This window comes from Amycolatopsis sp. CA-211722 (assembly GCF_056828465.1).
The window spans coordinates 7,256,530-7,270,841 of sequence record NZ_CP184752.1; the positions used below are offsets into that span (position 1 = coordinate 7,256,530).

Genomic DNA, 14,312 nt, shown 5'->3' on the forward strand with positions numbered 1-14,312 from the left:
ACGACGCGACGCGAAAGCCACTTTCGGGACATCAGACGTCTCGAAAGTGGCTTTCGCGACACCACTCCACCTCCAGCCCGACGTGGTCGACGAGCGGTATCGGCCTCCCCACCTTCGCGTCACCTCTCGGCTAAGGCTGGAACCAAGCACGCGAGCACGTGCGAGCCGAATCGGCCACACTGGTGTCGATGAGCCGCGAGGCGGGCAGGGCCTCCTTGTAGTCGAGCGCGTTCTCCTTGAGGAAGAAGGCCTGCAGGTCGTCGAGGAACTTGTCGGTACCCGCCATGCTGAGGTCGGGATCGAAGACCAGCGGTTCGGTCTGCTGGATGACCGACGCGTCGACTTCGAGGGCCTTCGTCAGCTGCGCGACGCTCTCGGGCTGCTTGCGGTAGTCCCCGACGAGATACTTCTTGACGGTCTCGCTGATGACCTGCGCGAACTTCACCGCGATCGCGGGGCGGTCGAGCAGTTTCGGACCGGCGATGATCGACGTTCCGGTGACTCCCGGCGGGTAGGTCGCGATACGACGCAACCCGGCGGTCTTACTGGCCTCGATCTCTCCCGGGGAGGCTATCCAGGTCGCGGCCACGGCCTTGTTCTTTAGCGCCGCCAAAGCGTCGGCGCCGACCAGCCTCGTGATCTTCACATCCGGCAGCCCGAGACCGCCTTTGGCCAGCGCGTCGCTCAGGATCTTGCCGCTGATTCCGGTGCCCGAGGTCTGCGAACCGATCGTCTGTCCACGCAGCTTCGCGAAGTCGGGTTCCGGCCCGGTACCCACCACGTCCTCCCGTGCCCAGAATCCCGGCAGGACGGCGTCGGCACGGGCCTGGGGCTGGGTGTCCAACGGCAGGATCCACTTGACATCGACACCGCCGCTCACGGCGTTGAACTGCGCCGAGGAGTACGAGGTCACCTGCGCGTCGGCCTTCCCCTGAGCCACCAACGGCACCGACTCCGCGGCGCTCAGGCGCTGGACGGTGACGTTCAAGCCGGCTTTCTTGAAGGCGCCGTCCTGAATCGCGAGCAGCACCGGAGCGAACACGACCAGGTTCGAACTGACGGTGAGCGTGATGTCGCCCGTCGTCTCGGCCGTGGGACAGGCGTCGGCTCCGGCCGCGTCACCGCCACTCGAGGACGTTTCACCACAGGCCGACACCCCGGCCGCGAGCAGCGACAGGAGCGCGGCCAGTGACCCGCCCCTGATCAGCATTGATCTCTGTCGCATGGAGCACCTCGGTAGTTTCACTCAGTAGAATTGACTTTCAATGAGCCTAAGTGATGGAGCCCACTTCAAGCAAGACTTCAGCAAGCCGTAATATTACTGAGTAAAATGTGATTTCGCTGGAATGAATCACCTGATAGTGTTGGCCGCCGTCACCCAACGACGGGAGCGATATGCGCGGACTGGTATGGGACGGCTCCGAGCTCGCCTTGGTGGACGATCTGCTGCACCGCCCACCCGGACCGGGAGAAGTGGTCGTCGAGATCGCCACAGCGGGGCTGTGCCACAGCGACCTCAACCCGATCGACGGCAAGATCACCCAGGAATTACCCGTGGTGCTCGGTCACGAAGCCGTCGGCCGGATCGTGGAGCGCGGCCCCGGTGCCCGGCTCGCGATCGGCACCCGGGTCGTGCTGTCGGTGTTCCGCCCGTGCGGGGCCTGCGAGCAGTGCCGTGCCGGGCGCCGCACCGCCTGCCGCCGCACCGCCGAGCCGGCAGCCACCCCGTTCAGCCGTGACGGGCTCCCCGTCCAGCAGTTCGTGCGGACCGGCGCCTTCGCCGAACGCACCGTCGTCTCGCAGTCCCAGGCAATCCCCATCCCGGAGGAGCTACCCGACGCCGAAGCGGCCATGCTCGGGTGTGCGACCGTGACCGCGTTCGGCGCGGTGGAAGAACGCGCTCGCGTGCGACGGGGTGAAACGGTACTGGTCGTCGGCGCCGGTGGCATCGGCCTCAACGTCGTGCTCGCCTCCCGTGCCGCGGGCGCGGACCGGATCCTCGTCTGCGACCGGAACCCGCGCAAACACGACATCGCCGTCGCCTGTGGAGCCACCGACTTCTTCGTCACCCCCGAGGCCTCCGACGTCGCGAAGGCTTGCCTTGACACCGTCCCCGACGGGGCCGACGCGGCGTTCGAATGCGTCGGCCGCGCCGATCTGCTGAACGCCACCATCGCGTCGCTCGGCTGGGGCGGGCGGGCGGTGATTGTCGGGCTGCCGTCCGCCGATACCGAACTGTCGCTGCGGATCCGGTCCCTCTTCCACGACAAGGCGCTCCTGGGCTGCCGGATGGGCTCGGTCGATCCCCGGACGGCGCTGCCCGAACTGGCACGCAGGGCCCTGGCCGGGGAATTCTCCCTGACCCCACTCGTCACACGAGTAGCCCCGCCGTCGGAGGCCGGTGATCTGATCGCCGACCTGCGGCGGGGCGAACTCGAACGCGGATTCTTCGACCTCAGAGGTGTTTGATGACCCACATCCGCGTGCCCGCACGCGTCGGCGGCGACGAGATCTTCACTCCGGACACCTACACAGTGCTCGACCCCACTACCGAACTGCCGATCGCCGAGGTCGCCGAGTGCGGTACCGACCTCGCCGGCGCGGCGGCCGAAGCCGCCGCCGCGGCGAGTCCCGCGTTCGCGGATCTGCCGCTGTTCACTCGCAAAGCGGTCCTCGCCTTGACCGCGGACCGTCTCGACGCGCGACGCGAAGAGCTGATCGAACTCGCGGTCGCCGACACGGGCGCGCGGACCGCGGTCGCCGCGGAGGTGCAGGTGGGCCGCGCGATCGACCGGCTCCGTTACTGGGCCACGCAAGGAGAAGACCGTCTCGTCCTGCCCTCACCGGACCAGCGCGACGGGATCGGTGCCACGATAGAACGGACCCCGGTCGGCGTGATCGCCTGCATCAGCCCGTACAACTTCCCCTTGCTCGCCATGGTGGGCAAGGCCGCTCCGGCCTTGTTCGCGGGCAACACCGTGGTACTCAAGCCCGCGCCGCAGGATCCTCTGCTGGTCGCCGCGCTGTCCGATGCCCTCACCCTGGCCCTGCGTGAGCTCAACGCCCCGGCGGGTGCGGTCAACCTCGTGCTCGGTTCCGGCGCCGAAGCCGGCGCGGCACTGGTCGCCCACCCCGCTGTCGGAGCCGTCAGCTTCACCGGCAGCACCGGCGTCGGCATCGACATCTACCGCAACGCCGCCCCCGGCATGAAGCGCCTGCTTCTCGAACTCGGCGGCAAAGGAGCGGTCATCGTCCGCGAGGACGCCGACGTCGACCAAGTCGCCACCGCCGTCTCGCGCACCTGGACCGTCCAAGCCGGACAGGTCTGCCTCACCCCCGCCCGCATCCTGGCCGACGCGAAGGTGCACGACGCCCTCGTCGACCGCCTGCTGACCCTACGGGCGGACCTGCGCCACGGTGACCCCCGGCATCCGGAGACGACCGTCGGCCCGCTCATCAGCGCCGCACAACGCGAGACCGTGACCCGGCTCGTGGACACCGCGGAGCACGAAGGCTGTGAGGTCCATCGGAAAGCCGACCTTCCCGAAATCGGGTTCCACCATCCGGCGACCCTGGTGACCGGCTGCTCCCCGGAAAACACGCTGATGCGGGAAGAGGCTTTCGGTCCGGTACTGTGCGTGATGCGGACTTCCGGCGACGACGAAGCCGTCGAAGCCGCGAACAGCACCCATTACGGCTTGTCCGACTACATCTTCAGCGACGACACCGATTACGCCCGGCGTCTCGCACGGCGACTGCGATCCGCCCAGATCGGCATCAACACCGTCGCCCGCCACCCCGACGCTCCGTTCGGTGGCAACAAGGCCAGCGGGCTCGGCCGCTCCGGAGCGACGTTCGCCCTCGACTCGTACACCGACCTCAGGACCGTGACACGGCCTGAGCGACCCTGAGCCAGCGAAACGAGACCCTTCGACGGCTGAAACAGGGACGCGCGAGGAGCTTCCTGCTTGAACACCGGAAAGTTCCCACGCGAGCCCTAGCACCCACCGGCGGCGGCACCTGCCGCCAATCCGGCGTTGGCGGGTTGCTGGGTGAGCAGTTCGGCGACCATGCGGCGGAATTCGCCGTTGGGCAACCATTGTGCCGCGCCCGGGGCGGCGGGTGCGGCGCTCGTCGGCGGAGTCGTGGTGTTCGTGTTCCTCGTGCTGGTTTCCCTTTACCGCAATGGGTTTCGGTGGTGATAGGACACGGCGCAGCCTTCGCTGGAGGCAGCGTATTCGGCACCGTTGGCGGTCACCGCCCGCCATTCCGATTGCCACACGATGTCGGCGGGAAGTAGCCACTATAAAACCCCATCGGATCCGGTTACATTGCCGTACAACAGTTGTTGACGGCCGACAGGGCCGATCACCACAACGGTAACGGTGCGATCGTGGTCCGTATTGGTGCGGGCCACCACTTCGGTTTGCACGTCGCGGCTTCCGCTGCTTCAACGTTGCGAATGTGAAGTCGGCGCCGGCGGGATCATGGAAAACGAATCCCGTCCCGTATGGACCGCCGTGGCAGGCTGCTAAGCCCGACCCGTCTCATCGGAGGTATGCGAGTCTCCGCGGCCGCACTGGACAGACCTGGTGGCGGTGATGGAGCGCGCCGTTCCTGTTCGGTCCATGGTCTCAGGCGCCTTCGGTCCCGTTAGACAAAGGCCGCTGCAGACCTGCCACCAGTTTTCCGGACCGCGGGCGCGCGGCTGTCAACACTTCCTGACTGGTGGACTACAGGCGCGCTGGCTGTCTCGGCCGACCGGCTCGCGCCGTGCAGGCCGCGCTCTCGCTGATCATCACCGATCAGGTCTTCCCCACTCAACCGGCTCGTCGCCTATTGAGGGATAAGTCAAGGTGGCAGGTTGACCGGCCCCAGAACCATGCAGCTTCAGCCCTTTGCCGTAGACGGTGTGCAGGAAACGCGGCCGACCCGCGACCTCGCCCATTTTTTGACGAAGTCTGGTGATATAGGTGTTGACATTGAGTCTTCCGGGGCTGTGCTCGCCCCACAAGGCCTTCTGAAGTTCATGCCGGCCGAAGGTATACCCAGGGCGCCTCGCTAAGGCGAGCAGAAGGTCGAACTCGCGTCCGGCGAGTTCGATGATGCGGCCATCCAAGGTCACCACCCTGCCCACCGGGTTGATACGAAGCGCACCGATAACGATATCCGCTCCTACCGGCAGGTGGTTTCCCTGCCTGCGGATCATCGCCCTGGCCCGAGCCAGCAGTTCGACTCCGGCCACGGTCGGCGGCAGACATTCATCGGCACCCGCATGAAATATTTGCACTATATCGGCCTCTTTCTGATGACCCGTCAGGACGAGGATCGGTTTCGATCCATACGCAAGCAGCTCCTTGACCGCCGCCGTCACTCTCCCTCGACTGGCGAACTCCAAATTCATGATCACGCCGGCATGCTCGCCGCCCTTGATTGCGAATTTTGCCTCCCTCAGCGACAGTGCGCGATCGACCAGGAAAGTTCGCTGGAGGATTGTAGCCACCCTGCTTGCCGCTGCGACGTCATCACTCAAGACCAGAACCATGTCCATAGAGCAGATTATGAACCGAATTCGGGCCGGCGGCAAAGAAATCAGACGCCCCGGCGCGACGTTTTCTTGATGCCTGCCCGATATTTTGCCACAGTGCGTCCTTTCGGGCACTTTCGATGCCGATTGACAAGTATGCCGGAAACTTTGCCATTCACGTCCGCCTGATTCCAGCCTATCATCAGGATGGATATTTTACCGACCTGACAACGGGGCACTGCAGAGTAAAGACAGGGCGGACCCCATGACACTCCTCGGCACAGGGATCAGGTCGGCTGAGCAGGGCGCTCGACCAGTTCCCAGGAACGGAATTACTGGTTGGTTATGAACCACCCCGATCAGTCCCGGTCCAATACTCTCGAGTAGAATCCGGTCGGGCCAGGTGCCCACAGCCAAAGAATCAACCCTTTTGGGGTGTTCACTGCTGCCGCACTGCCACGTGCACATCGTCCCGCCCGAGAGTCTCGATGAAGACTTTTAAACCGCGTTCGGCTTCTTCGAGGATTACGACGGCAACTCCGTCCTCATCGTTCACACTGTCACCGCAATTTTGGTCCTGGAAGCGGTGGAAGACATTGCACCGTATTAGCGGAAGTTGCACGAACTCCGCGAGTCCGCCCTCAGCGAGAAGGAATCCACGGAAATGATCAACTCGGTGGCACTTCTGTGATATGAAGCTGCACCTCGGAGATGCAGCCAGAGGTGTTCACCGGCACCTACTACTTTTTCGATGCGGCGCCCTCGACTTCCCCGCCTTCACAGCGGGGTCTGCCACGGCCGTTCGATCGCGATACCGCTCGTCCTTTCCCTCAGCCGGGGACGAGATGGAACACCGCGTCTCCGGCATCGCCCGGGGGCCGTTCCAGACAGGCGCGGTCCAGCGTCGGCAGGTCGTCGGTGAATCCGGCGAAGCGATAGGCGATCTCCATCAGCCGGTTGCGTTCGGTGCGGCGGAAGTCGCCGACGATGTGCGTGCCGGCGGCGCGTGCGGAGTCCGACAAGCCCAGCAACGCGGCCAGCACGAGCCAGTCCACCCGGCACGAAGTGGCCATCATACGCAAACGTCAGAGGCCCGGTGACCGATGTCGTGCTCTTCGAGACGGCTCCGTTCGCCTTGTCCTTCATCAGAAGCTGCCGCTCCCGTAGTTGCTCGAGGGACCCCCGTGGTACTTCGACCAGATCGGTGGATTACGCGGGTCGTGGGGAAGCGGGATGATCACTTCGCCAGTGAGCCGTGCCCATCCCCATGCCACGGTCTCGTATTTCTCTTTCAACGCGCGAGCGGTCTCCTGCCCCCAATACACGCCGGTGTAGCGATGTTCGGCCCTTTCCGCGGTCAGCGCGGCATGGACCTCCTGCACGGTGTGCCTACTTCCGCCTCCTGCGTCCAGGCTCCTCAGATAGACCCAGAAGCTGCGGCGTCCGCCTGAAGACTTGCGAATTTCGTAGGCCCACACCGGACCGGACACGTCGGCGATGGCCTCCGCACGCTTCTTCCTGGCCTGCTCATCTTCTCGCCGTTTGCGCTCCTTCTCCCGCATGGCGTACTCCTCCAGGTAAGCGGGAAGATCATCCATGCTTTTCTGGTGGTCCGCGAGAGCAGCGGCGAAGTCCGAGCGCAGCCGCGCGCTCGCCGCGTCATATCCCTTTCGCAGCAACCAGTTCCGCCGCGCGTACTTGATCCGCCACCACAGGCCACCCCGAAACGGCGCCCGCCGGTGGAGGCTGACGGCTTCCTCGCGTTCCTGCAGGGTGTGGATCTCCGCCAGCAGTCGGCGTGTCGCCGAACACCAGCGATCCCGGTCCTCCCGAGCAGCTCTGACGACTCTGTCCGAAGTGGAGTATGACGAACGGGAGACCTCGGCGCACAGCAACCGGCTGTGCTTGCTCAGTTCGGCCCCGATCACGTTGACCGTCCAGCCACCCAGCAGGCTTCCGAGGTCGGTGACATAGAAGTCGAATTCCATTGTTCCTCCTTGCGGCACATTGACCGCAGTCAGTCCTCTCCGCGCAACCAGAACGCATCCTCGTCGGCGAACTCGGGCGAGGCGACGATACGTTCGATGAAGTCCACGGCCGGGTGCCCGCGAAGTTCGGAGACCGTGGCGCCCACGACGTCGAGCGCCCGCAGGTCGGCCGCCAGTCGCGCGTACTCGGCCCGGTCGACGTAGAACACCAAGCCGCGCCAGGATCTGGTCTGTGATCGGGTTGTGCGGCCTGCCAATTCGGTGTTCGGCGTCACCGTGTAGTCGGCGAACATGGCCGCTTCCAGCCGGACCTGCCGCTCGGTGGCGATCTCATCGAGGCCTGCCGTCGATCGAGCGCGGTCGTGGACCGGCTGACCGATGTCGGGAACGAATGACACTGTCACCATTCTGTTGAGCAGAACGTCCCAGATGCCCTCGTGGAGCACGGCTTGCGGGCCATCCACTTCCCAGCGCCGAGAACGCACTTCCACCGGGTAGTCCGCTTTGGGAGTCACCTGCACGGTGCCACCTTCTTCCTGCTCGTCACCGCGATCAGGGCCGCAGCCGCGCGCGCATCGAACGCACCCGCTGCTCCAGGTCCTGAAGGTCGCCGAAGTGCCGGCGTTGCCAGCCGATCGTCCTGTTCCCCTGGCGTCCGGACGTGGCCTTGCGGTAGCGGTCCAACCAGTCGCCGGCTCCGGCGAGATGCTCCCGCATGACGTCCGGCGGGACGCCACGCTCGCTGAGCCAGAGCAGTTCCTGTAGCCGGTTGTGGTACTCCAGGACCGCGTTCTGATTGATCGTCAATATCCCGCTCTGGTCGAACGCTCGCTTGTAGCCCAACGGCGAGTTCCGTGTCGGTGTGACGATCTCGCTCGGCGGTGGGCCGTCAGGGAAGCGATTCGTGTCGAAGAGTTGATTGATGTGCCCGAGTTCGTGCTCGAGGTCCAGATAACGCATTCCTGGTCGAAGCCTGAACTCGAGGTCGGTCCTGAGCGTTTCCCCCTTCAACCCGACGAACCGCCGGATCGCCACCGAGGGGTCGCTCTCGACCGCGACGATCGTGAAGCCCATCGCCTTCACTCTTGCGATCTCGGCTGCGAAACCGGGGTGTTCCTCCATCCGCACCGTGCCATGGGCGATCGACTCCGGTGTCGGATCGATGCCGGTCTTGGCGCCGGTGCCGACCTTCCCGTTGGTCCCGCCGCGGGCGTAACTGAACGCGGCATGGCCGGCTGCGACGGCGAGAGCGGCGGCCACCGCGACGGCAGAGCCGACCGCCGGATAGATACCGCCGCAGCCGTCGTCTCCCGCGGAGCCAAGGGTGTTGACCAGGCCACCCGTGCACCGGGCCACCGCTGTCGCGGGGGTGAGCAACAGCACGGCGAGCACGATCGCGACGACGTGCCCGACCCTCCGGAGCGTTCGACGCATCAGCGGTCCCGTCCAGTGCGGATTTCGTGGCCGGCCTTGAGGTCGTGGATGCGCCGCCGCAGCTCGGGGAAGTCCACCTCCGCCCGGTCGGGGTCCTGACGTGCCTGATGCCAGCGACACATGCCCAGGTCGAGTTGGGCTTGGTACAGGCGGGACAGCCGACGATAGGCAAGCGGCCCGCCACGCAGGAAAGCGTCGACGATGCTTCGGAAGCGGCGTGCGGGATCGAGCAGCACCGGCAGTTCGGAGACGGTGACCGCGTCGTGCCCACTGTTCGCCTCGTGCCGGAGTTCGATGGCGAGCGCCGCGCTCTGGTAGCGCAGGCCGCGGCGCAGCAACACCAGATACATCACCAGGAGCGGACTGAGCAGCAGCACCAGGAGTGGCAACACGACCATGGCGAACACCGGCTCGCTGACCCGGAACATCAACGGCAGCAACGAGATCAGGCTGTTGTACAGATAGTGGCCGCAGATCGCGGTCAGCAGGCCGCACCCGATCACGGCGAGCCTTGTCCTCGGGTTCCGCATCTGCCGGGCGGCACCGATCGCCGCACCGACCAGCGCCGAGAAGGCCACATGCATCAGCATGATCCCGACCACCTGCCGCAGCCAGTGCTGATAGACGGCGCCGCCCGTGCCCGGGGCGGACATGTACAACACGGATTCGAGGAAGTTGAACCCCAGGCCGACACTGGCACCGACGACGAGACCGGACACCAGGTCGGTGACCCACCGCCGCGCCACGACGGCTATCAGCAGCACGCCGACGCCCTTGGCCAATTCCTCGAAGACGGGCACTTTGACACCGTCGATGATCGCGACGAACCTGGTGAAGCCCAGCAATTGATCGCTCAAGGAGCTGTACAGGACCGGCAGCGCCAGCCCGTATCCGACGGCCACCGCCGCACCCCAGCCGAATCCGGCGATCAGGAGCCGGAAAGGCATCCGCCTATGGCGTTGCATCCGGTGCACGGCCCAGAGAGCGATCGCCGTCGTGGGCAGCGAAAGCAGCGCCGCGGACACCAGGTCCGCCCCGCTCTCGGCCCTCGCGTGGATCATCTTGATCAGGAGCGCGATCGGTGGCAGAGCACACGCGAGTGCGATCCACAGCTGGCTGTTCCTGTCCCGGCGCCGCGGTCGCTCACTGTCGGCGGCACGACTGGGGTGGAGTCGGTCACCGCCCAGGATCAGGCACGCCAGCAGCAGGGCACTGAGACCGGCGTTCATGTTCGCCGCGACCATCTCCGACACCTGGTACTCCGGCTGGGCCAACTGCACGGCCGCCACCAACAGATGGAAGGCGGACAGCGTGGCCAGCGCCGCTGCCATGACCACCAGAGCGCGCGTCACCGGCGCGTCGGGGGTGGCGAGCCAACGATGACGCACCGCTCGGTATAGGACGATGAGCATCAGGAGCCGGATGACGTTCAGGAAGACGGCGGCGAGCGACTGGGACTGTGTGCTCGCTGCGGCTCCGAAGCTCTCGGAGAACGCACCGGCCTGAATCTCCAGTGCCGGTTTGGTCAGGAACAGCAGAAACGGCACCAGAGCGAGGACGCCACCGATCACCGCGCAAATCACCAAGATCCGCCGGTGCGGGTCAGGTTCGTACCCCACCCTCTGCCCGACCCTCTGCCCGGCTTTCGTGACGCGGGAATCACCCACGAGTTCCCGGCTCACGACCGACGCACCCCTTCCGGCGACCGAGACCGCCGACCGTTCCCCCGCCGAACGCGGCCGACGAAGGGCCGCGCGTCGTGTACGACCCCGAGTACGCGCGCGCCCACGGCGACCAGCAGCGAGGTACCACCGATCCACGCGGAAAGGGTTCCGTCCGACACCGCGTCGGCAGGCTGGGTCGCGACCGCGCCGTCGGGGTCGTAGACGACGTCCAGCCGGGCACCCTCACCGGCGGCGCGGTAGGACAGAGACACGTTCTCCTCGCGTTCGTCCCAGCAGGCGAGGCGATGGTCGTAGTAGGTCTCCGTGGTCGTGCTCCAGTGCTCCCCGTCATAGGTCCGGATCGGTACGCGACGGGTCTGGATGTCGAGCACCGTGCAGGACGTGCGGACGCCGCGTTCGGACAACGCCGCGTCGGTCACCCCCTCCCACGCCGCGAAAGCCGCGATCACCGTGGCCGCCGCACCCGCCATGACCCACCCCGGAGCCGCGGCGAGGAGAATCGAGGTCAGCCAGAGCACCAAGCCGACGCCGAGCAGGACCCCGCCCAGCACGCGCGATGAGTGCGCGCACAGCCAGGCCCCGGCCAGCGCCGAGGCGACCACGAGTACCGGCTGGGCCACGGCGATGACCGATTGCGGCACCGGCCCACCGGGGTGAAGCCTCATGCGTTCGTCCTCCGTCCTGGGGCCGCCGCCACGTGCGTCGGCCTTGGACTACTACCGTGGGTGATCAGCCCTGTACGTATCTCGCGCTAATCTTGAATCCGCAGGTTGAGAGGGAGTTTGTTGTGGAGGTCGAGTTCGCCGTTCTCGGCGACGTCCGGGTTCGGCTCGACGGACAGGATCTGGACATCGGGCACGCGCGCCAGCGGTCCGTCCTCGCCGTCCTGCTTGCCGAGGCCGGCCGCAAGGTGACCGCCGCCCAGCTGGAAGACCGGGTATGGGGCGAGCGAGCCCCTCGCCAAGCTCGGAACGCCCTCTACAGCTACCTCTTCCGGCTCAGGACCGCCCTGCGGGACGTCTCGGGGTTCGACATCGCCCACCGAAATGGCGGATACGTACTGCAGGTCGACGTCGAAACCGTCGACCTGCACCTCTTCCGGCACCTGCTCGGGCAGGCTCACGAAGCCGGCGAAGCTCAGCGAGCGCTGGCCCTGTTCGACCGCGCGCTGCGGCTCTGGCGAGGTGTGCCGTTCGACGAGCTGGACAGCCCCTGGCTGGCGGCGATGCGCGACCAGCTGCTGAAAGAGCGGTACACCGCCCAGCTCGAGCGCCACGACGTCGCACTGAACCTCGGGATGCACGCCGAACTACTGGCCGAGCTGACCACCTTGATAGCGGCGAACCCGTTCGACGAGCGACTCGCCGCTCAGCACCTGCTCGCCCTGTACCGATGCGGGCGCCGGGCGGAGGCGTTGACGCGGTACCGCACGTTCCGCGCCCGGCTCGTGGCGGAGATCGGCGTCGAGCCCGGCGATCACCTGCGGCGTCTGCATCAGCAGATGCTCGCCTCGCAGGTGCCGCCTACGCCCGCCGCCCAGCGAGCGGAGCAGAACCAGGAGCCGGTGCCACGGCAGTTGCCGGCGGCGTCACCGTGGTTCGTCGCCCGCACCCGTGAACTCGGCCTGCTCGACAAGGCGCGGAAAGACGCCGCCGGCCTCGTTCTGGTGACGGGCACCGGAGGGTCGGGCAAGACGTCCTTGGCGCTGCACTGGGCGCATCGCGAGGCCGGACGGTTCCCCGGCGGGCAGCTGTACGTGAACCTCCGCGGGTTCGATCGAGTGGGCAAGCCGTTGTCCCCGGCCGATGTACTGCACGGTTTCCTGGAAGCGCTAGGCGTGCCGGCAGAGCACGTCCCGGCAGGCCCGGACGCGCGGGCCGCGCTGTATCGCAGTCTGCTGGCCCGCCGGCGAGCACTGGTGGTGCTGGACAACGCCTACGACGCCGACCAGGTCCGGCCCCTTCTTCCCGGTGGCGCGGATTGCCTCACGGTGATCACCAGTCGCGAGCGGGCCACCGATCTGATCGCCCAGGAGGGAGCCGTGCCCGTCCGCCTGACCGTGCTCGAAGAGATCGAAGCCGTCTCGCTTCTCGTCAGGCGGCTAGGACCCGACCGGGTGACCGCCGAACCCGACGCGGTCGCGCAACTTCTCGCGCACTCCGCCCGGCTCCCGCTGGCCCTGGCCGTCGTGGCTGGTCGCGCGGTGGCCAACCCCGCCTTCCCGCTGAGCGCCCTGGCCGATGAACTGCGCGACGAGCGAGCGCGGCTGGACGCGTTGGAAGCGGACGGCACCACATCGAGCGTGCGAGCGGTGTTCTCCTGGTCGTACCGCACGCTGAGCCCCGAGGCGGCCCGGCTGTTCCGGCTGCTGAGCCTGCACCCCGGCCCCGACGCGAGCCGGTTCGCCGCGGCCGCGCTGGCCGGAATCGACCTGTCAAGCACCCGCACCCTGCTGGACGAGCTGACACGGACACACCTCGTCGACGAGCCCCGCCCCGGCCGCTTCCGCTCACACGACCTGCTCCGCGTCTACGCGGCCGAACTGGCTGAGCGGGAGGACACCGACGAGGAACGGAGAACCGCACTGCACCGATGCCTCGACTTCTACCTCCACACCGGATTCGCCGCCGAACGGCACCTGGCACCGCACTGGCCACCGATCGTGCTCGCCACCGCGCAGGATCACGTCCCGCATCTGCCCCTCGACGATTACCGCCAGGCCATGCACTGGCTCACCACGGAGCACGACACCCTGCTCGCCGCGACGACGGCGGCCGTCCGCGCGGGCCTCGACGTGCACGCCTGGCAGCTGCCCTGGGTGCACAGCACATACCTGAGCAGGCGAGGTCATCTGGTGCACCGCGCCGAGTCCCAGCGCACGGCGCTGGCGGCCGCCGACCGCCTCGATGACGACTTCGCCCGAGCCACCAGCCGCCAACTGCTCGGCAGGGCCGAAATCCTGCTGGGCGACCAAGACCAAGCCCTGAAGAACCTGCGGCACGCGCTCGATCTCTACACAGGCCTCGGGGACACCATCGGTACGGCCATCACCCATTTCTCCCTCAGCTCGGCCTACGACCTGCAGCAGTGCCACACCCGGGCTCTGCTGCACGCCAACCACGCTCTACGGCTGTGCCGCGAAGCGGGCCACCAGGCGTGGGAAGCATTCACGCTCACCGCCATCGGCTGGTATCACGGCAAAGCAGGCCACCACGCCCGATCCCTCGCCCGCTGCAGCGAGGCCAAACCCTTACTGGACCGCATCGGCGACCGAGACGGCCGGGCCCACAACCTCCACTGCCTCGCACGCGCACACCACAATCTCGGCCAGTACACCGAAGCCGTGCAGGGCTACCGCGACTCACTCGCCCTGTTCCAAGAACTAGGTAGTCCCTATCTGGAAGCGACAACTCTCGACCACCTTGGCGACGCGCTACAAGCCGCAGGCGACCACCCCGGAGCCTGCGACGCATGGACCCGAGCACTCGAAATCCTCGACCCCCTGGCCCACCCCAGCACCGTCGAGATCGAATCCAAACTCCTCGACACCAGCGCGCGCCGATAGCCGACGCACGAGTCCGAGCGCCCTCCAGGCTCAGTAGATCGTCTCGTGAACGGCCCCGTGCCTGGACGGCCTGGCCGTCGAGATAGAGCCGGAACCGGCTTCCGCGCGGGTCG

At 66.7% G+C, this 14,312-nt stretch carries 11 protein-coding genes; 3 read left to right on the forward strand and 8 right to left on the reverse strand.

Going from position 1 to position 14,312, the window contains the following annotated elements; translation table 11 throughout:
* Positions 1 to 130: 130 nt before the first annotated feature.
* On the reverse strand, positions 131 to 1,225 hold the full coding sequence (locus ACOCEP_RS34065; RefSeq protein WP_482333456.1) for an ABC transporter substrate-binding protein: 1,095 nt from the start codon (positions 1,223 to 1,225) through the stop codon (positions 131 to 133).
* Positions 1,226 to 1,395: 170 nt separating this feature from the next.
* Between ACOCEP_RS34065 and ACOCEP_RS34070 the strand changes: the two genes are divergently transcribed.
* Entirely contained in the window at positions 1,396 to 2,469 is a 1,074-nt protein-coding gene (locus tag ACOCEP_RS34070; RefSeq protein WP_482333458.1) for an alcohol dehydrogenase catalytic domain-containing protein, read from the forward strand.
* Positions 2,469 to 3,911, forward strand: a complete 1,443-nt coding sequence (locus tag ACOCEP_RS34075; RefSeq protein ID WP_482333460.1) for an aldehyde dehydrogenase family protein — start codon at positions 2,469 to 2,471, stop codon at positions 3,909 to 3,911. The genes ACOCEP_RS34070 and ACOCEP_RS34075 overlap by 1 nt, the downstream gene beginning before the upstream one ends.
* A gap of 887 nt (positions 3,912 to 4,798) precedes the next feature.
* On the opposite strand, the gene ACOCEP_RS34080 is transcribed toward ACOCEP_RS34075, so the two are convergent.
* The 7 genes from ACOCEP_RS34080 to ACOCEP_RS34110 form a co-directional block, all read right to left on the reverse strand.
* Positions 4,799 to 5,551 (reverse strand): response regulator transcription factor, encoded by a 753-nt coding sequence (locus ACOCEP_RS34080; protein WP_482333461.1) that lies wholly within the window; start codon positions 5,549 to 5,551, stop codon positions 4,799 to 4,801.
* 806 nt (positions 5,552 to 6,357) lie between these two features.
* Positions 6,358 to 6,603 carry a hypothetical protein gene (locus ACOCEP_RS34085; protein ID WP_482333463.1) on the reverse strand — a complete coding sequence of 82 codons (246 nt, stop codon included), beginning with the start codon at positions 6,601 to 6,603 and terminating at the stop codon, positions 6,358 to 6,360.
* Positions 6,604 to 6,672: 69 nt separating this feature from the next.
* Complete coding sequence (locus tag ACOCEP_RS34090; RefSeq protein ID WP_482333464.1) at positions 6,673 to 7,515, reverse strand: hypothetical protein; 843 nt, start codon at positions 7,513 to 7,515, stop codon at positions 6,673 to 6,675.
* Between the two features lie 29 nt (positions 7,516 to 7,544).
* Positions 7,545 to 8,036, reverse strand: coding sequence for a hypothetical protein (locus tag ACOCEP_RS34095; RefSeq protein ID WP_482333466.1), 492 nt, complete (start codon positions 8,034 to 8,036; stop codon positions 7,545 to 7,547).
* A gap of 31 nt (positions 8,037 to 8,067) precedes the next feature.
* Positions 8,068 to 8,949 carry a hypothetical protein gene (locus ACOCEP_RS34100; RefSeq protein ID WP_482333468.1) on the reverse strand — a complete coding sequence of 294 codons (882 nt, stop codon included), beginning with the start codon at positions 8,947 to 8,949 and terminating at the stop codon, positions 8,068 to 8,070.
* Positions 8,949 to 10,568 (reverse strand): PrsW family intramembrane metalloprotease, encoded by a 1,620-nt coding sequence (locus tag ACOCEP_RS34105; protein WP_482333469.1) that lies wholly within the window; start codon positions 10,566 to 10,568, stop codon positions 8,949 to 8,951. Before ACOCEP_RS34105 ends, ACOCEP_RS34100 begins: the two co-directional genes overlap by 1 nt.
* A 59-nt stretch (positions 10,569 to 10,627) precedes the next feature.
* On the reverse strand, positions 10,628 to 11,299 hold the full coding sequence (locus tag ACOCEP_RS34110; RefSeq protein WP_482333471.1) for a hypothetical protein: 672 nt from the start codon (positions 11,297 to 11,299) through the stop codon (positions 10,628 to 10,630).
* Positions 11,300 to 11,421: 122 nt separating this feature from the next.
* Between ACOCEP_RS34110 and ACOCEP_RS34115 the strand changes: the two genes are divergently transcribed.
* Complete coding sequence (locus ACOCEP_RS34115; RefSeq protein ID WP_482333473.1) at positions 11,422 to 14,199, forward strand: AfsR/SARP family transcriptional regulator; 2,778 nt, start codon at positions 11,422 to 11,424, stop codon at positions 14,197 to 14,199.
* Positions 14,200 to 14,312: the final 113 nt, after the last annotated feature.

Coding starts and splice junctions, on each gene's coding strand:
- ACOCEP_RS34090 (WP_482333464.1), bottom strand. CDS start 7,515: ATGGAATTCGACTTCTATGTCACCGACCTCGGAAGCCTGCTGGGTGGC.
- ACOCEP_RS34085 (WP_482333463.1), bottom strand. CDS start 6,603: ATGATGGCCACTTCGTGCCGGGTGGACTGGCTCGTGCTGGCCGCGTTG.
- ACOCEP_RS34065 (WP_482333456.1), bottom strand. CDS start 1,225: ATGCGACAGAGATCAATGCTGATCAGGGGCGGGTCACTGGCCGCGCTC.
- ACOCEP_RS34075 (WP_482333460.1), top strand. CDS start 2,469: ATGACCCACATCCGCGTGCCCGCACGCGTCGGCGGCGACGAGATCTTC.
- ACOCEP_RS34110 (WP_482333471.1), bottom strand. CDS start 11,299: ATGAGGCTTCACCCCGGTGGGCCGGTGCCGCAATCGGTCATCGCCGTG.
- ACOCEP_RS34100 (WP_482333468.1), bottom strand. CDS start 8,949: ATGCGTCGAACGCTCCGGAGGGTCGGGCACGTCGTCGCGATCGTGCTC.
- ACOCEP_RS34080 (WP_482333461.1), bottom strand. CDS start 5,551: ATGGACATGGTTCTGGTCTTGAGTGATGACGTCGCAGCGGCAAGCAGG.
- ACOCEP_RS34070 (WP_482333458.1), top strand. CDS start 1,396: ATGCGCGGACTGGTATGGGACGGCTCCGAGCTCGCCTTGGTGGACGAT.